This is a genomic window from Streptomyces sp. NPDC017056, from assembly GCF_044332485.1.
In the GTDB taxonomy this organism is placed as follows: domain Bacteria; phylum Actinomycetota; class Actinomycetes; order Streptomycetales; family Streptomycetaceae; genus Streptomyces.
The window spans coordinates 1-19,579 of sequence record NZ_JBIRPD010000038.1; the positions used below are offsets into that span (position 1 = coordinate 1).

At 72.3% G+C, this 19,579-nt stretch carries 3 protein-coding genes (1 of these 3 cut by a window edge); all 3 read left to right on the top strand.

All coding sequences use genetic code 11. The features are described 5' to 3' along the window. Nucleotides 1-50: 50 nt before the first annotated feature. Tightly spaced (each overlapping or abutting the next), the 3 genes in view from ACH4OW_RS38810 to ACH4OW_RS38820 form a layout consistent with a single transcriptional unit that may run on beyond the window. Entirely contained in the window at nt 51-7,859 is a 7,809-nt protein-coding gene (locus tag ACH4OW_RS38810; protein ID WP_398033583.1) for an amino acid adenylation domain-containing protein, read from the top strand. Further along, on the top strand, nt 7,856-12,514 hold the full coding sequence (locus tag ACH4OW_RS38815; protein ID WP_398033575.1) for an amino acid adenylation domain-containing protein: 4,659 nt from the start codon (nt 7,856-7,858) through the stop codon (nt 12,512-12,514). Before ACH4OW_RS38810 ends, ACH4OW_RS38815 begins: the two co-directional genes overlap by 4 nt. Beyond that, nucleotides 12,511-19,579, top strand: the 5' portion of a protein-coding gene (locus ACH4OW_RS38820) for an amino acid adenylation domain-containing protein (RefSeq protein WP_398033577.1). The gene runs 3,854 nt beyond the window's last position; 7,069 of the gene's 10,923 nt are visible here — the first part of the coding sequence; its start codon is at nt 12,511-12,513; its stop codon lies beyond the right edge, outside the window. Before ACH4OW_RS38815 ends, ACH4OW_RS38820 begins: the two co-directional genes overlap by 4 nt.

Sequence of the window (19,579 nt, forward strand, 5' to 3'; positions counted from 1 at the left end):
GGGAGGGTGCTGGGCGGGGTGTGGTGGCGGTGGTGCCGCGGCCGGGGCGGGTGCCGTTGTCGTATGCGCAGCAGCGGTTGTGGTTCCTGGACCGGTTGGAGGGCCCGAATCCCACCTACAATGTGCCGCTCTCGTTGCGTTTGACCGGTGAGTTGGATCTTGAGGCGTTGTCCCGTGCGTTGGATGACGTGGTGGGGCGGCATGAGAGTCTGCGGACGGTCTTCGCGGAGGACGACCAGGGCCCCCACCAGATCGTGCTGAGCCCTGAGGCGGCGTCGCGCGAACCGGAAGTCGTCCAGGTCACCGAGCAGACCCTGCGGGAAGCTACGGACCGTGCGGTGCGCCGCGGGTTCGACCTCGCAGGCGAGCCGGCCTGGCGTCCCACGGTGTTCCGCGTCTCCGAGAAGGAGCACGTCCTCTGCGTGGTCGTGCACCACATCGCCGGTGACGGGTGGTCGCTCCCGCTCTTCCTGCGGGACTTCAGCACCGCCTTCCGCTCCCGGCTCGTCGGCAAGGCTCCGGACTGGGCGCCGTTGCCGGTGCAGTACGCGGACTACAGCCTGTGGCAGCGGGACGTGCTGGGTTCGGAGGACGACGCCGACAGTGCGATTACCGCGCAACTCGGCTTCTGGCGCGCCGCGTTGACGGGCATTCCGGAAGAGCTGACCCTCCCCGTGGACCGGCCTCGCCCCGCGGCCCCGTCCCATGACGGCGGTGTCGTACGGTTCGATCTGCCCCCTGAGCTGCACGCGGCGCTGTCCGAGCTGGCGCGTGAGTGCCAGTCGAGTGTGTTCATGGTGATGCAGGCGGCGGTGGCGGTGCTGCTGTCGAAGCTGGGTGCGGGTACGGATGTGCCGCTGGGCACGCCGGTGGCGGGTCGTACGGACGATGCCGTCGAGGAGCTGGTCGGGTTCTTCGTGAACACGCTGGTTCTGCGGACGGACGTGTCGGGCGACCCGACGTTCCGGGAGGCCGTGGGCCGGGTGCGGGAGGGTGCGCTCGCCGCGTACGCGCACCAGGATGTGCCTTTCGAGCGGCTGGTGGAGGTGTTGAACCCGACGCGTTCCCTGGCCCGGCACCCGCTGTTCCAGGTGATGCTTTCCTTCAACAACATCGACGACCGCGCCGCCCTCGACGCCATCGGTGAACTCCCCGGGCTCACCGTCGAAGTGGGGAGCCTCACGCACGACACGGCCCGGTTCGACCTGCTCTTCGGCTTCAACGAGCGGATGGCCGAGGACGGCGGCGCCCCGGTCCTGTCCGGGCGGGTGGAGTTCGCCACCGACCTGTTCGACCGGGAGAGCATCGAGCTGATGGCCGGGCGGCTGGTGCGGGTGCTGAGCGGCGCGGTCGCCGGACCGGACCAGCCGGTCGGCGCGCTGGAGGTGCTCGGCGAGGACGAGCGGCGCGACGTGTTGGAGCTCTGGAACGACACGGCACGCACGGTGCCGAAGGCCGGGCTGGTGGAGCTCTTCGAGGAGCAGGCCGCGCGTACGCCGGATGCCGTGGCGGTGGAGTTCGAAGCCGAGGCGTTGACGTACGAGGAGCTGAACGCGCGGGCCGGGAGCCTGGCCCGCCTCCTGGCGGACCGGGGCCTGGGCCCCGGTGACTTCGCCGGGGTGATGCTGCCGAGGTCGGCCGACCTGGTCGTGGCACTGCTGGCGGTGCTCAAGACCGGCGCCGCCTATCTGCCCATCGATCCGGCATACCCGGCCGACCGCATCGCCGCCATGTTCGAAGACGCGGAGCCGGCGCTGACGGTGACTGTCGAGGAACTGGCGGACCGGCTGCCAGGCGGGGCGGAGCAGGTGCTCCTCGACCAGGGCGCCTGGGAGAACCTGCCCGGGGCCGGCCTGCCGGCGAGGAACCGGTACGCGGAGAGCCCGGCGTATGTCATTTTCACGTCGGGTTCGACGGGGCGGCCCAAGGGTGTGGTGGTGGGTCAGCGTGCGTTGGTGAATTTGCTGGTGGGGATGCAGGAGCGGTTCGGGTTGGGTGTGGGTGATCGTTTGTTGGCGGTGACGACGGTGGGGTTTGACATCGCCGGGTTGGAGTTGTTCCTGCCGTTGCTGCACGGGGCGTGTGTGGTGGTGGCGGGTGGTGATGTGGTGCGTGATGTGGCGGTGTTGGGTCGGTTGGTGGGGTCTGCGGGTGTGTCGGTGATGCAGGCGACGCCGAGTTTGTGGCAGGCGTTGGTTGTTGAGGGTGTGGATGTGTCGGGTGTGCGGGTGTTGGTGGGGGGTGAGGCGTTGCCGGGTGTGTTGGCGGGTGAGTTGGTGGAGCGTTCGGCGTCGGTGACGAATGTGTACGGTCCGACGGAGACGACGATTTGGTCGACTGCTGGTGGGGTGGTGGCGGGTCGTCGGGTGGTGATTGGCGGGCCTGTTGCCAATACGCGGGTGTTTGTTTTGGATGCGTGGTTGCGGCCGGTGGCGCCTGGGGTGGCGGGGGAGTTGTATATCGCTGGTGAGGGGTTGGCGCTGGGGTATGTGAAGCGGTTGGGGTTGACGGCGGAGCGGTTTGTGGCGTGCCCGTTTGGTGTGGCGGGTGGGCGGATGTATCGCACGGGTGACTTGGTGCGGTGGACGCGTGATGGGGAGTTGGACTATCTGGGTCGTACGGATCATCAGGTGAAGGTGCGGGGTTTCCGCATCGAACTCGGCGAGATCGAGACTTCCCTGCTTCGCCACCCCGGCGTCACCCGGGCCGCGGTCGTGGTCAGGGAGGACCGTCCGGGGGACAAGCGCATCACCGCGTACGTGGTGTTCGCCCCGGGGGCCCGGCCCGACCAGGAGGCCCTGCGCAGGCACCTCGCCGAGACCTTGCCCGAGTACATGGTGCCCGCTGCCTTCGTACCCCTCGACGCGCTCCCGCTGACCCCGAACGGCAAGCTGGACCGGGCCGCGCTGCCCGCGCCGGGATATGAGACCGGCACGGTGCACACCCCGCCCCGCAACCCCCGGGAAGAGATCCTCTGCGAGCTGTTCGAGGAGATCCTCGGCGTGCCGCGGGTGGGCATCGATGACAGCTTCTTCGAGTTGGGTGGGCATTCGCTGCTGGCCACGCGGTTGGTGGGGCGGGTGCGTTCGGTGCTGGGTGTGGAGGTGCCGGTCCGGGCGCTGTTCGAGCATCCGACGGTGGCGGGTCTGTCGAGTGCGCTGGTGGGTGCGCAGGAGGCGCGGCCGGCGGTGACGGCGGTGGAGCCGCGGCCGTCGCGTCTGCCGATGTCGTTCGCGCAGCGCCGTTTGTGGTTCCTCAACCAGCTGGAGGGCCCGGGCTCCACGTACAACATCTCGGTGGGGATACGCCTGTCGGGCGCGCTGGACCAGGAAGCCCTACGCGCGGCGCTCAGCGACGTGGTGGCGCGTCACGAGAGCCTGCGTACGGTCTTCACCGAGGACGGCGAGGGCCCCTACCAGGTAGTCGTCGAGCCGGAGATCTACGAACCGGGCCTGGCGATCGTGGGCACGAGCGAGGCCGAGCTGCCCGCACGGCTGCGCGAAGCGACCCGGTACGGATTCGACCTGGCGAGCGAGAACCCGCTGCGGGGTTGGCTGTTCCGCCTCGATGAGCAGGAGCATGTGCTGCTGGTCGTGCTCCACCACATTGCGGCGGATGGTTGGTCGCTGCCGTTGTTGGCGCGGGATTTGATGGTGGCGTATACGGCGCGGAGTGCCGGTGCGGTTCCGGGCTGGGTGCCGTTGCCGGTGCAGTATGCGGATTACAGCTTGTGGCAGCACCGGGTGCTGGGCTCCGAGGACGACCCGGAGAGCCTGAACGCGCGGCAGTTGGAGTTCTGGAAGTCGGCGTTGGCCGGTCTTCCGGAGGAGTTGCCGTTGCCGGTGGACCGGCCGCGTCCGCAGGTGGCCTCGCATGAGGGCGGGGTGGTCGGTTTCGAGATCGGTGCGGAGCAGCACGAGCGGTTGTTGGCGCTGGCGCGTGCGCACAACGTGAGCCTGTTCATGGTGTTCCAGGCGGCGTTGGCGACGTTGCTGGACCGGATGGGCGCGGGCAGTGACATTCCGCTGGGCAGCCCGGTGGCGGGGCGCACGGACGACGCGCTCGGGGAGCTGGTCGGTTTCTTCGTCAATACGCTGGTGCTGCGTACCGACACGTCGGGCAATCCCACGTTCGCGGAACTCCTCGACCGCGTCCGCGCCACCAACCTCGCCGCATACGACCACCAGGACGTCTCTTTCGAGCAGTTGGTGGAGGAGCTCAATCCGACGCGTTCACTCGGCCGTCACCCGCTTTTCCAGACCATGCTGGCCTTTAACAACACCGCCGGCCTGGCCCTCGCCGAAGAACTCGGCAATCTGCCCGGCCTGCGTATTCGGCGTGAAGAGGTAGGCACCACCAAGGTGAAGACCGACCTTCTGTTCCGGTTTGTGGAGCAGTTTGCCGCTGATGGGTCGGCCGGTGGTATGGATGCGGGTGTGGAGTTCGCGCGGGATTTGTTCGATGAGCCGACGGTGGAGCGTTTGGCGGAGCGGCTGCTGCGTGTGTTGGACACGGTCGCCGCTGATCCGTCGGTGCGGGTCGGTGAGGTCGGTCTGCTGGGAGAGGCCGAGCGTCATGAGGTGTTGGTGGCGCGTAATGACACGGCGCGTGGGGTGGATGTGGAGGTGTTGCCGGCGTTGTTCGAGCGGGCGGTGGCGGAGCACGGTGACGCCGTTGCGGTGGAATGCGGTGGGGTGCGGGTGTCGTATGGGGAGTTGAATGCGCGGGCGAATCGTTTGGCGCGGTGGTTGGTGGGGCGTGGGGTGGGGCCTGAGCGGTTTGTTGGTGTGGTGTTGCCGTGGTCGGTGGATGTGGTGGTGGTGTTGTTGGCGGTGTTGAAGGCTGGTGGGGCGTATGTGCCGGTGGATCCGGGTTATCCGGTGGAGCGGATGCGTTTCATGTTGGGGGATGCGGAGCCGGTGTTGGTGGTGACGTCGGCGGAGGCGTTGGGGGGCGTGGCCGGGGCGGCGCCGGACGGCGTCGAGTGTGTGGCGGTGGAAGAGGTTCTGGCGCTTTCTGAGTCGTTGCCGTCGCAGGATATGGCGACGGACCTTCGCGTTGAGCATCCGGCGTATGTGATTTATACGTCGGGTTCGACGGGGCGTCCGAAGGGTGTGGTGGTTCAGCATTCTTCGGTGGGTGCGTATGTGGTGCGGGGCCGTGAGGTGTATGGGGGCGCGGTCGCAGGCGTGTCGCTGATGCATTCCTCGGTGGCGTTCGACCTGAGTGTGACGGGGCTGTGGACCCCGCTCGTATCGGGCGGCCGCGTGTATCTGGGCGAGCTGGACGAGCACGCCGTCACGGCGGGTGCGACGTTCGCGAAGGTCACGCCGAGCCACTTGAGTGTGTTGGGGGCGTTGCCGGATGCGGTGGGCCCGTCGGGTGTGCTGGTGATCGGCGGCGAGGCGTTGCGTGGTGAGGTGTTGGACGCCTGGCGGCGTCGTCATCCTCAGGTGTCGGTGGTGAATGCGTATGGTCCGACGGAGGCGACGGTTAACTGTGCGGAGTTTTGGGTTCGTCCGGGTGAGGTGACGCCGTCGGGTGCGGTGCCGATTGGGCGGCCGTTTTGGAACACAAGGGTGTTCGTGCTGGATGCGGGGTTGCGTCCGGTGCCTGATGGGGTGGCGGGCGAGTTGTATGTGGCGGGTGTGCCGTTGGCGCGCGGCTACTGGCGGCGTGCGGGTCTGACGGCGGAGCGGTTTGTGGCGTGCCCGTTCGGCAGTGGCGAGCGGATGTATCGCACCGGGGATTTGGTGCGGTGGACGACCGCGGGCCAGCTGGAGTATGTCGGTCGCGCTGATGACCAGGTGAAGGTGCGGGGTTTCCGTATCGAACTGGGCGAGATCGAGTCCGTACTGCGCTCGCACGACGCGGTGGCAGCGGCGGCCGTGGTCGCCCGCGAGGACACCCCCGGACACCGGCGCCTGGTCGCCTACGTCGTCGGCGCGGCCGACCTGGAGCCGGACACCCTGCGGGCGTTCGCGTCCGACCGGCTGCCGGACTACATGGTGCCCTCGGCCGTCGTCGCGCTGGACGAACTGCCGCTGACCGTCAACGGCAAGCTGGACCGCAGGGCGCTGCCGGCGCCGGACTACTCGGCGCTGGTCACGTCCACCAAGCCGCGCAACGAGAGCGAAGAGATCCTGTGCGCCTTGGTGGCCGACGTGCTGCGGCTGCCGTCCGTCGGCGTGGAGGACAACTTCTTCAGCCTCGGCGGCGACAGCATCCTGTCGATCCAGCTCGTCGGCGCGGCCCGCCGGGCGGGTCTGAAGCTGGCCGTACGGGACGTCTTCGAGCGTCAGACCGTGGCCGGTCTCGCCGCCGTGGCCACCTCCGTGACCGACGAGGCCGTCGAGGAGGACGGTGCGGGCATCGGCCCGGTGCCGGCCACGCCGATCCTGCGCTGGATGGCCGAACGGCGGGTGGAGACCGCCGAGTTCAACCACTCCATGACCGTGCGGGTGCCGGCCGGTGTCCGGCACGCGGATCTGCTGGCCGCGGTGCAGGCCGTCCTCGACCACCACGACGCGCTCCGTATGCAGGTCCGCGTCGGTGAGGACGGGGAGTGGGCCCTGCACATCTCGGAGCCCGGCTCGGTCTCCGCCGAGTTGTGTCTGCGCCGCGTGGACGTCACCGGTCTCGACGGGGAGGTCCTGCAAGCGGTGCTGGTCGGGCACAGTGTCGCCGCCCGGCGGCGGCTCGCGCCCGAAGCCCGGCTGATGCTCCAGGCGGTGTGGTTCGACCATGGCCCGGGCCGTCCTGGCCTGCTCACCCTGGTGATCAACCACTTGGTGGTGGACGGCGTCTCCTGGCGGATTCTGCTGCCGGACCTGGCGGAGGCGTGGGAGCAGGCGGCCGCCGGGCGCGCGATCGAGCTGCAACCCGTACGGACGTCGTTCCGGCGCTGGGCTCAGCGGCTGGCCGAGGTCGCCGCCGGGCCGGAGCTGCGCAAGCAGGTGACCCTGTGGACGGACGTACTGAGCGGGACGGACGAGCTGATCGGCGGGCGGCCGCTGGATCCGGAGCGGGACACGCACGGGACCGCGGGGCGCACGACGACGTCGCTGCCCGTACCCCTCACCGAGGCGGTGCTGACGGCGGCGGCCTCGACCCTCGGGGCAGGGGTCGACGAGGTACTGCTCGCCGGGCTCGCCCTGGCGGTGGGCAAGTGGCAGCGGGACCGCGGGGTGGCCGGTGCCTCCCGCGTACTGCTCGACCTGGAGGGCCACGGCAGGGCCGAGGACCTGGTGCCCGGCGCCGACCTGTCGCGCACGGTCGGCTGGTTCACCTCCCTGTATCCGGTGCGCCTGGACCCGGGGGTCTTCGACCACGCGGACGCGTGGGCGGGCGGACCGGCCGCGGGCGAGGTGTTCAAGCGGGTCAAGGAGCAGGTGCGCCGGCTGTCCGGCGACGGCATCGGCTACGGCCTGCTGCGCTACCTCAACCCGCACACCGGCGTGGCGCTCGCCGGGTTGAACCGGCCGCAGCTGCGCTTCAACTACCTGGGCCGGGCCGTCGGAAGCGAAGGGAACTGGACGGTCCTGCCCAGCACCGTCGGCATCGCCGGCACGGACATGCGCCTGGGCCTGCCGTACGCACTCGAAGTCAACGTGCTGATCACGGACGGGCCGGAAGGGCCCGAGCTGGTGGCGAAGTGGATCTGGGCAGGGGACCTGCTCGACGAGGGCGAAGTACACGAGCTGGCGGACCTGTGGCTGCACGCGGTGACCGCGGTGACCACGTACGCGCAGCGCCCCGGCACCGTGGGCCTGACGCCGGCCGACGTGTCGCACAGCTCGATGAGCCAGAGCGAGATCGACGAGCTCGAAGCCGAACTGGAAGAGGAGTGGGAAGAGTGACCGGGACCGGGTCGGCGCGCAAGATCGAGGACATCCTGCCGTTGTCGCCGCTGCAGGAGGGGCTGTTGTTCCACAGCCTCTTCGACGAGTCGGCGGCCGACATCTACACCGCACAGCTCGTCGTGGAGCTGGCGGGCGCGGTGGACGCGGCCGCGCTGCGGGCGGCGGCGGACGCCCTGCTGCGGCGGCACGCGAGCCTGCGTGCCGCGCTGCGCCGGCGCAAGTCCGGCGAGTGGGTACAGCTGGTCAGCCGTACGGTCGATACGCCGTGGCGCGAGATCGACCTGAGCGCGCTGAGCGAGGCGGAGCGGGGGCTGAAGCTGACCCGGCTGCTCGACGAGGACCGGTGGGCGCGCTTCGACCTCGGGCGTCCGCCGCTGATCCGCTTCACCCTGGTCAGGCTGGGCGCGGAATCGTTCCGGCTGGTGGTGACCAACCACCATGTGATCCTGGACGGCTGGTCGCTGCCGATCCTGATGCGCGACCTGCTGACCCTCTACACGGCCGGTGACCAGGCGGCGCTGCCGCCCGCGCCGCTGTACCGGAACTATGTGCGGTGGCTGGAGGCGCAGGACCGCGAGGCGGGGCTGCGCGCCTGGGCGGACGCCTGCGAGGGGTTCGGCGAACCCACCCTGCTGGTCCCCTCGGCGGGCAGCCGGGTGCCGACGGCACCGGAGGAGATCGAGTTCGAGCTCGACGAGCCGGCCGGCCGTGCCCTCGCCGACCGCGCCCGCGAGCTGGGCGTCACCCTGAACACGGTGGTCCAGGCCGCGTGGGGCCTGCTCCTGGGCAAGCTCACCGGCCGCGACGACGTGATGTTCGGCGCCACCGTGTCCGGCAGGCCCGCCGAGGTGGCCGACTCGGGCGACATGGTGGGCCTGTTCATCAACACGCTGCCGCGCCGGATACGGATACGGCCCGCCGAGACGCTGGCCGCGTTCATCGGCCGCGTACAGGCGGAGCAGACGCCGCTGCTGGCGCACCCGTACCTCGGGCTCGCGGACATCCAACGCGCGGTCGGCCTCGGCGGCGAGCTGTTCGACACCCTCCTGGTGTTCGAGAACTACCCCCTCGACGCGGCGCGCTCCACCGAGATCGCCGCGGCGGCGGGGCTGCGCGTCAAGGGACTGCACCGCAAGGACTCGACGCACTACCCGGTCACCCTCGACGTGATCCCCCGCGAGACGCTGCGCTTCCGCCTCTCCTACCAGCCGGACCTGGTGACGGCCGCCACCGCCCAGGCCCTCGCCGGGCGGCTGCGCACGGTGCTCGGCGCCGTCACGGACGACCCCGGCATGCCGGTCGCCGCGGTCGACGTACTGACGGAAGCCGAGCGGGGCCGGGTCCTGCGCGAGTGGAACGACACCGCGGCGGAGCCGTCGGCCGTGACCTTCCCGCAGGTCCTCGAAGAGCGGGCCAGGATCGCACCCGACGACACCGCGGTGGTCTTCCGCGACGCGGCGCTGACCTTCGCCGAGCTGAACGCCCGCGCCAACCGCCTGGCCCGGCACCTGGTCGCCCTCGGCGCGGGCCCGGAGCGGCGGGTGTGCCTGGCGCTGCCGCGCTCCCTCGACATGGTGGTCGCCCTGCTGGCCACCATGAAGGCCGGCGCCGCCTACGTGCCGGTCGACCCCGACCTGCCCGCCGAGCGGCTGTCCTTCCTGCTCGCGGACGCGGACCCGGTGCTCACCCTGGTCTCGGGGGCCGGCGGCGAGCTGCCGGGCGACATCCCCCTGCTGCGGCTGCACGACCCGGAGACCGAGGCCGCGGTCGCCCGGCTCGCCGGCACGGACCTGGGCGACGACGAGCGGCACGGCCCGCTGCGCCCCGATCACCTGGCGTACGTCATCTACACCTCCGGCTCCACCGGGCGCCCCAAGGGCGTCCTGATCGACCACCGCGGCCTGGCGAACCTCTTCGACAACCACGAGGCGCACCTGATCCGGCCGACGGCGGAGGCCCTGGGGCGCGTACGTTTCGCGCTCACCGCGGTGTTCTCCTTCGACACCTCGTGGGAGGGCCTGCTGTTCCTGGCCGCCGGACACGAGCTGCACGTGATCGACGACGAGACCCGCATGGACCCCGACGCGCTGGTCGACTACGTGGCCACCCGCCGCATCGACATGCTCGACGTGACGCCGTCCTACGCCCGCCAGCTCACCCCCTCCGGCCTGCTCACCGATCCCAGGCACCGCCCTGCCGGGCTCATGCTCGGCGGCGAGGGGGCCGGTGAGGCGCTGTGGCGCGAGCTGAACGAGGCGCCGGACACGATCGGTTACAACTTCTACGGTCCGACGGAGTGCACGGTGGACGCCCTGTCCTGCCGCACGGCGGACTTCGAGAAGCCCGCCGTGGGCAAGCCCGTGCGCAACACCGCGGCGTACGTACTCGACAGCACGCTGAACCCGGTGCCGCCCGGCGTCCCCGGCGAGCTGTACCTGGCCGGCCGCCAGCTGGCCCGCGGCTACCTGGGCCGCGCGGCCCTCACCTCGGAACGGTTCGTGGCGAACCCGTACGGCCCGCCCGGCAGCCGGCTCTACCGCACCGGCGACGTGGTGAGCTGGCGCGGCGACGGCGACCTGGAATACCACGGCCGCAGCGACGACCAGGTGAAGATCCGCGGGTTCCGGATCGAACCGGGCGAGGTGGAGGCCGCGATCACCGCACAGCCCGAGGTGGGCGAGGCGGTCGTGATCGCCGTGGACGAGGCGGGCGCCGGCAAGCGGCTGGTGGCCTACCTGATACCCGCCGACGAGGAGAAGCCGGTCAGCACCGGCCTGCTGCGCAAGCGGCTGGCGGCCGAGCTGCCCGACCACATGGTCCCGGCGGCGTTCATGGTGCTCGACGCGTTCCCGCTGACCGCCAACGGCAAGCTGGACCGGCGCGGGCTGCCGGCCCCCGAGTTCGGCCCGGCGGCCATCGGGCGTGGCCCGCGCAACCCCCGCGAAGAGGTGCTGACCGGGCTCTTCGCCGAGACGCTGCGGCTCCCCAGGGTCGGCATCGACGACGACTTCTTCGCCCTGGGCGGCGACAGCATCCTGTCGATGCAGCTGGTCGGCAAGGCCCGCAGGGCCGGGCTGGCGCTGTCGGTCCGGCAGGTCTTCGAGAACCGCACGGTGGCGCGCGTCGCCGAAGTGGTGGAGGAGAAGGGCGACGGCGCCGACGTGGACGCGGCGGACGTCGGCGTGGGCGCGCTGCCGCTCCTGCCCATCGTCCACGCGCTGGTCGAACAGGGCGGCGCGTTCGGCGAGTACAACCAGGCCCTCGCCGTACAGGTGCCTGCCGAACTCGGCTGGGACCACGCCCGGGCGGCGGTTCAGGTGGTGCTCGACCACCACGACGCGCTGCGCATGCGCCTCGTCCGCCAGTCCGGCACCGGTTGGGTGCAGTTCGTCGACCCGCCCGGCTCGGTGACCGCCGACTCCTGCCTGTCCCGGGTGGACGCGGCCGGGCTCGACGCCGCGCGGTTGCACGCGCTGATGACCGAGGAGGGCATCGCCGCGCGCCGCTCGCTCTCTCCCGGGGAAGGCCGGATGGTCCGGCTCGTGTGGTTCGACCGCGGACGCGACACTCCGGGCCAACTGCTGCTCGTGCTCCATCACTTGGTGGTCGACGGTGTCTCCTGGCGCATCCTGCTGCCGGACCTCGCCGAGGCGTGGGAAGCGGTGGCCGCCGGCCGCCCGGCGCGGCCGCAACCGGTGGGCACCTCCCTGCGGCGCTGGGCACAGCGGCTCGTGGACCTCGCGGCCGACCCCGCGCGGCAGGAGGAACTGCCGCTGTGGTCCGGGATGCTCGCAGCCCGGGAGGACCGGGTGGGGGACCGGGCGCTCGACCCCGCCGTGGACACCTACGGCACGGCGGGCCGCCTCCGCCTCACCCTGCCCTCCGGCACCACCGAGGCCCTGCTCACCACCCTGCCGTCCCGCTACCACGCCGGCGTCGACGACGTCCTGCTGACGGCCTTCGCGATGGCCGTGTGCGAGTGGCGCGGCACCGGCACCTCTGCACTGCTCGAACTCGAAGGGCACGGCCGTACCGAGGACGCGGTCCCCGGCGCCGACCTCGCGCGGACCGTCGGCTGGTTCACCAGCGCCCACCCCGTCCGGCTCGACCTCGGCGTGTTCGACCACGGCGAGGCGTGGGCCGGCGGGCCGGCCGCGGGACAGCTGCTCAAGCGGGTCAAGGAAACGCTCCGGGAGATCCCCGACGACGGGCTGGGCTACGGCCTGCTGCGGTACCTGAACCCCGAGACCCGGGACGCCCTCGCCGCGCACCCCGCACCGGAGTTCGGATTCAACTACCTCGGGCGGCTCGCCACCCCTGAGGCCGCCGACTGGAACGTCGTACCCGGCACGGTCGGCGTGGTGCCGACCGAGGACGCCATGCCGCTGGCGCACGCGGTGGAGCTGAACGCCCGCACGACCGACGGGGAACGCGGCCCCGAACTGGTCGCCGACTGGACCTGGGCCCGGGGCCTGGTTCCCGAGCAGCGGATCCGCGCGCTCGCCGAGACGTGGTTCCGCGCGCTGGAGGCGCTCGCCGAGCACGCGCGGCGACCGGACGCCGGCGGGTTCACGCAGTCCGACGTACCGCTGGTGTCCCTGAGCCAGGACGAGCTGGACACCCTCCGAACCGAGTGGGGAACGCTGTCATGACCCGATCCGACCTGGAAGACATCCTGCCGCTCTCGCCGCTTCAGGAGGGGCTCCTCTTCCACAGCGTCTACGACGACCGGTCCGTCGACGTCTACACCGAGCAGATGTGGCTCGACCTGGCGGGGCCGCTCGACGTCGCGGCCCTGCGGGCGGCGGCGGCCACGCTCCTGGACCGCCACCCCGGACTGCGCGCGGCGTTCCTGCACGAGAAGGTCAGCAAGCCCGTTCAGGTCATACCGCGCACCGTCCCGCTGCCGTGGCGTGAGGAGGACCTGAGCCTGCTGCCGCAGGACGAGCGCGACCGGCGCCTGGACGAGCTGACCGAGCAGGACCAGGCGGCCAGGTTCGACCTGACGCGGCCCCCGCTCATCCGCTTCCTGCTGATCAGGACCGGCGACGAGCGGTTCCGGCTGGTCGTGACCAACCACCACCTGCTCTTCGACGGGTGGTCCCTGCCGATCCTGACCAAGGAGCTGTTCACCCTCTACGCGGGCGGCGACCGCGCGGCCGGCCTGCCGCGGGCCCGCCCCTACCGCGACTACCTGGCCTGGATCGCCGCGCAGGACCTGGAAGCGTCGAAGGCCGCGTGGCGCGAAGCCCTTGAGGGGCTGGAAGGGCCCACGCTGCTGGGCCCCGGCACCAAGGCGACGGACCGCCCCGGGCAGCTGGAATTCGAGTTGGACGAGGAGCTGAGCACCGCACTGGCCGAGCGCGCCAGGGACCTGGGCGTCACGCTCAACACGGTGGTGCAGGGCGCCTGGGGTCTGCTGCTGGGCCGTCTCACCGGGCGCGCCGACGTGGTCACCGGGGTCACCGTCTCCGGCAGGCCCCCGGAGCTGCCCGGCGTCGAGAACATGATCGGCCTGTTCATCAACACGGTGCCGCTGCGCGTCGCCACCCGGCCGGCCGAGCCCCTCGGCGACCTGCTCGTACGGATCCAGGCCGAGCAGGCCCGCGTCCTCGCCCACCAGCACGTGGGCCTCACCGAGATCCAGCGCTCCACCGGCCTCGGCGAACTCTTCGACACCGGCATGGTCTTCGAGAACTACCCCTCCGACCCGTCCAGGCTGAGCGCGCTGGACGGCACCGGACTGCGCGTCACCGGCTCCCAGGCGCGCAACGGCGTGCACTACGCGCTGAGCCTCCTCGCCCGGCCGGGCCGCCGCCTCGGCTTCCGCGTCGACTTCCGCACCGACGTCGTCGACGCCGCCGCCGCACAGGAGCTGGCCGCACGGCTGCGGCGGATCCTGCACGCCATGGCGTACGAGCCGGACCGGCTCACCGGCCGGCTCGACCTGCTCGACGCGGCCGAGCGCAGGCAGGTGCTCGCCGGCTTCAACGCCACCGCACGCGACGTGCCGTACGGCACCCTGCCCGCCCTCTTCGAGGCCCAGGTCCGGCGCACGCCGGACGCGGTGGCCCTGATGTCCGGCGCCGAGCGCCTGACCTACGCCGAGCTGAACGCGCGCGCCAACCGGCTGGCGCGGCGGCTCGTCGCCGAGGGTGCCGGGCCCGAGGACCGCGTCGCGGTCGCCCTGCCCAGGTCGACGCAGTGGGCCGTCGCCGTACTCGCGGTGATGAAGGCGGGGGCGGCGTACCTGCCGGTGGACCCCGAATACCCGGAGGCGCGCATCTCCCTCCTGCTCGCCGACGCCCGGCCCCGGCTGCTCCTCACCGGCGGGGCATTCCCCGTGCCGCAGGGCGGGCCCGAGCTGCCCCGCCTGCTGCTCGACGCCACGGCGGGCGACGGCGATGGTGACGGCGACGAGGACGCCAGCGATGTGACCGACGCCGACCGGGTCGGTCCGCTGCTCACCGCCCATCCCGCCTACGTCATCTACACCTCGGGCTCCACCGGGCGGCCCAAGGGCGTCGTGGTGTCGCACGCCGGCCTGTCCAGCCTGGTCGAAGGGCAGCGGGAGCGGTTCGCCGTACGGCCGGGGGACCGGGTCCTGCACTTCGCCTCGCCCAGCTTCGACGCGGCCATCTCGGAACTGTGCCTGGCCTGGCTCACCGGCGCGAGCGCGGTACTGGCGCCCGCCGACCGGCTGGTGGCGGGACCCGCGCTCGCCGAACTGCTGACCACGTACGACGTGACCCACGTGACGCTGCCGCCGACCGTGCTCGGCGCGCTGCCCCCGGACGGCGTGCCGGCGGCGACGACGCTGATCGTCGCCGGCGAGGCGTGCCCGCCGGAACTCGCCGCCAAGTGGTCGGCGGGCCGCCGCATGGTCAACGCCTACGGCCCCACGGAATCCACCGTGTGCGTGTCGATGAGCGACCCGCTCGACGGCGACGGCACCCCGCCGATCGGCCGCCCGATCGTCAACACCAGGGCGTACGTGCTCGACGAGCGCCTGCGCCCGGTGCCCCCCGGCACCGGCGGCGAGCTGTACGTCTCCGGCGCGGGGCTGGCCAGGGGATACCTGGACCGGCCCGGCCTGACCGCCGAGCGCTTCGTGGCCGCGCCGTTCGGCATGCCCGGCGAGCGCATGTACCGCACCGGCGACCTGGCGCGCTGGAGCGCGGAAGGGGAGCTGGAATTCCTCGGCCGGGCCGACGACCAGGTCAAGATCCGCGGCTTCCGCGTCGAACCCGGCGAGATCGAATCGGCGCTGGCCGCGCACCCCGCCGTCGACCGCTGCGTCGTCGTGGTGCGCGAGGACCGGCCGGGCGTACGGCGGCTGGTGGGCTACTTCGTACCGGACGGCAACGCGCCGGCCGACGGCGAACTGCGCGACCACCTCGCCGAGCGGCTGCCGGGACACCTGGTGCCGACGGACTTCGTCGCCCTGGACGCCTTCCCGCTGAGCCCGCACGGCAAGCTGGACCGGGCCGCGCTGCCGGCCGTCGAACGGGCCGCGGGGGCGGGGCGCGGCCCCGGCACCCCCGGGGAAGAGGTCCTGTGCGACCTGTTCGCCGACGTCCTGGGCCTGCCCAGGGTCGCCGTCGACGACGACTTCTTCGCCCTCGGCGGCGACAGCATCCTGTCCATCCAGCTGGTGAGCAGGGTCCGCGCGGCCGGCTGGAAGCTGTCCGTCCGCGACGTCTTCGAAGGGCGCACCGCCGAAGCACTGGCCACCCTTCTCGAACCGGTGGCCGACGCCGTCCAGGACGCGACGGACAACGGCGTCGGCGCGGTGCCCCGCACCCCGATCATGCACTGGTTCGGCGGACTGGGCGGCCCCACCGACGGGTTCAGCCAGTCGGTCACCGTACGGGTACCCGCCGGCCTGCGCCAGGACCACTTGGTGGCCGCCTGGCAGGCCCTCCTCGACCACCACGACGCGCTCCGGCTGCGGACCCCCGAAGGCGGGCCCGCCGAGGTGACCCCGCCCGGCACGGTCCCCGCCGCGGAGTGCTTCACCAGGGTGGACGCCGCGAACCTGGACGAGGACGCGCTGCGCGCCGCCATCGAGGAGCACGGCACCACGGCATGGCGCCAACTGTCCCCCGCGAAGAGCGCGATGGTGCGCGGCGTGTGGTTCGACCGCGGGCCCGGGCGCTCCGGCAGGCTGCTGCTCACCCTGCACCACCTCGTGGTGGACGGGGTGTCCTGGCGGATCCTGCTGCCCGACCTGGCCGCCGCGGTCGGCGCGGTGGCGGCGGGACGGCGTCCCGAGCCGGCCCCCGTGGGCACGTCCTTCCGGCGCTGGGCGCAGCGGCTGACGGACGAGGCGCAGCGGCCGGAACGCGAGGCCGAACTCCCGCTGTGGCACGCCATGACCCCCTCCGCGCCCGACCCGCTGCTGGGCGACCGCGCCCTCGACCCCGTACGGGACACCCAGGCCACCGCCGGACGCCTGCGGACTACCCTGTCCGTGCCGGTCACAGAGGCCGTGCTGACCGAGGTGGCTGGCGCCTTCCACGCCTCGGTGAACGACGTCATGCTGGCCGCGCTCCTCCTCGCGGTCGTACGGTGGCGCCGCCACGAAGGCCACGACACCGACGCCGGACTCCCCGTCGAACTGGAGGGACACGGCCGGGAGGAGCAGGTCGTCGCCGGCGCCGACCTGACCAGGACCGTCGGCTGGTTCACCAGCGCCTACCCGGTCCTGCTGGAGCCGGGCAGGCTGGACCTGGCCGACGCCTGGGCGGGCGGCCCCGCCGCCGGCCGGCTGCTCAAGGCGGTCAAGGAACAGCTCCGCCGGATACCGGACAACGGCATCGGCTACGGGCTGCTGCGCCATCTCAACGCCCGTACCGGCCCTCAACTGGCGGCCCGGGAGCATGGCGCCGTCGGCTTCAACTACCTGGGCCGGGTGGACGGCCCGGCCGACGCGGACTGGGCTCCCACCGCCGACGGGTTCGGCTTCCGCGGCGTCGACCCCGCGCTGCCGCTCGCGCAGCCCCTCGCCGTCAGCGCGGTCACCCGGGACACCGGTGCGGGGCCGCGGCTGGAAGCGACCTGGAGCTGGGCCGGTGACCTGCTCGCCGAGGACACCGTACGGGCCCTGGCCGACGGCTGGTTCCACGCGCTGGAGGCGCTCGTCGCCCACGCGCGGCAGCCGGGGGCGGGCGGACACACGCCGAGCGACCTGACCCTGGGGTCGCTGCCCCAGCGCGACATCGACGTCCTGGACGGCACCGTGCCGGACCTGGAGGACGTCCTGCCGCTCTCGCCGTTGCAGGAAGGGCTGCTCTTCCACGCCGCCTACGACGACGAGGGCCCGGACATCTACACCGTGCAGCTCGCCTACGACCTCGAAGGCCGGGTGGACGGCGACGCCCTGCGCGCGGCGGCCGAAACGCTCCTGCGCAGGCACGCCAACCTGCGCGCCGCGTTCCGCAAGGACGGGCTGAGCAGGCCGGTCCAGGTGGTGCCGCGCGCCGTGCGGCTGCCCTGGCGCGAGGTGGACCTGCGCGGCCTCCCGGAGGACGGGTGCGCCGCCGAGGCCCGGCGGCTGCTGGCCGCCGACGCCGCCGAGCGCTTCGACCTCGCCGAGCCGCCGATGATCCGCTTCCTGCTGCTGCGCCTGTCCGACCGGCACCACCGGTTCGTGATCACCAACCACCACATCCTGCTCGACGGCTGGTCGCTGCCCCTCGTGCTGCGCGAACTGGTCACGCTCTACAACGCGAAGGGCGACGCGAGCGGGCTGCCCCGCGTACGCCCGTACCGGGACTACCTCGCCTGGCTGGCCGGGCAGGACGGCGCCGAGTCGCGCGAGGTCTGGCGCGCGGCGCTCGACGGGCTCGACGGGCCCACCCTCGTCGCACCCGCCGCCGCAGGCCGTACGCCGGTGGCCCCCGGCCAGCTGGAGTTCCGCCTCGACGCCGCGCGCACCGCGGCGCTCGTCGCGCGCGCCAAGGCCCAGGGCGTCACGCTCAGCACCGTGGTCCAGGCCGCCTGGGCGGTCTTCCTCAAGGCGCTCACCGGGCGCGACGACGTCGTCCTCGGCGTCACGGTCTCCGGCCGCCCGCCGGAGCTGCCGGGCGTCGAGACCATGGTGGGGCTCTTCATCAACTCCCAGCCGATGCGGGTCACGCTGCGCCCGCAGGAGCCCCTCGGGCAGCTGCTGGTCCGCCTCCAGGAGGAGCAGGCACGCCTCATGGCGCACCAGCACCTCGGACTCTCCGAGATCCAGGCACTGGCCGGCCACGGCGAGCTGTTCGACACGGCCGTGGTGTACGAGAACTACCCGGCCGACCGCGGCGAACTGGCCTCAGCCGTGGCCGACTTCACCGTCACCGGCACGGCGAGCCGCGACGTGATGCACTACCCGCTGGCCCTGGTCGCCATCCCGGGGGACGAGCTGGCCTTCGACCTCGACCACCAGCCCGACCTCTTCGACCAGGACACCGTCGCGCTGCTCGCCGAGCGCTTCACGGCCCTGCTCGACACCTTCGCCCACCACCCCGACCGGCACGCGGGCGACGTCGTCGTGCTCGGCGAGGAGGAGCGCGAGCGCGTCACCGGTCACCTCGCCAAGCGCGAGGAGGAAGCCCCGGCAGCGGCCCCGGCACGGGCCGGGCGCGCTCCGCGTACCCCCCGGCAGGAGATCCTCTGCGAGCTCTTCGCCGACGTCCTCGACGTGCCCCGGGTCGGCATCGACGACGGCTTCTTCGACGCCGGGGGCCACTCGCTGTCCGCCGTGCGCCTGCTCAGCCGCATCCGCTCCGTGCTCGGCGTCCGGGTCCCCCTGCGCCAGCTGTTCGAGACACCGACGGTCGCCGGCCTCGCCGCCCACCTGGGCGAACAGGACGGCGCGCCGGCCGGTATCACCCCGATGCCGCGCCCGCCCCGGCTGCCGCTCTCGTTCGCCCAGCGCAGGCTGTGGTTCCTGCACCACCTGGAGGGCCCGGGGGCGACGTACAACATCCCGGTCGCGCTGAGCCTGTCGGGCAGCCTGGACCGCTCGGCGCTCGAAGCCGCGCTCGGTGACGTGGTGGCGCGGCACGAGAGCCTGCGCACGGTCTTCGCCGAATCGGCCGACGACCACGAGGGCGCGTACCAAGTGGTGCTCGCACCCGAGCGGGCCCGGCCCGAACTGACCGTGGTGCGCACCAGCCGCGAGGCGCTGCGGACCGAACTGGACCGCGCCGGCGGGTACGCCTTCGACCTGACCACCGAAACGCCCTTCCGCGCCTGGCTGTTCGACCTCGGCGGCGACGCATGGGTCCTGCTCCTGCTGCTGCACCACATCGCGGGCGACGGCTGGTCCATGCCCGTACTGGCCAAGGACCTCAGCGCCGCCTACGGCGCCCGCCGGTCCGGCGCGGAACCGGACCTCCCGCCGCCGGCCGTGCAGTATGCCGACTACACGCTGTGGCAGCGCGAGACGCTCGGCTCCGAGGACGACCCGGACAGCGCGATCAGCACCCAGCTGGCCTTCTGGCGCGACGAGCTGGCCGGCCTGCCCGAGGAGCTGAACCTCCCGGTGAGCCGCTCCCGGCCCGCCGTGCCCAGCCACCGGGGCGGAGTCGTCACGCTGGAGGTCGGCGCCGAGTTGCACGCGCGGCTGCTGTCCGTGGCGCGGGAGAACAGCGTCAGCCTCTTCATGGTGGTCCAGGCGGCGCTCGCCGCGCTGCTCACCCGGCTCGGCGCGGGCACCGACATCCCGC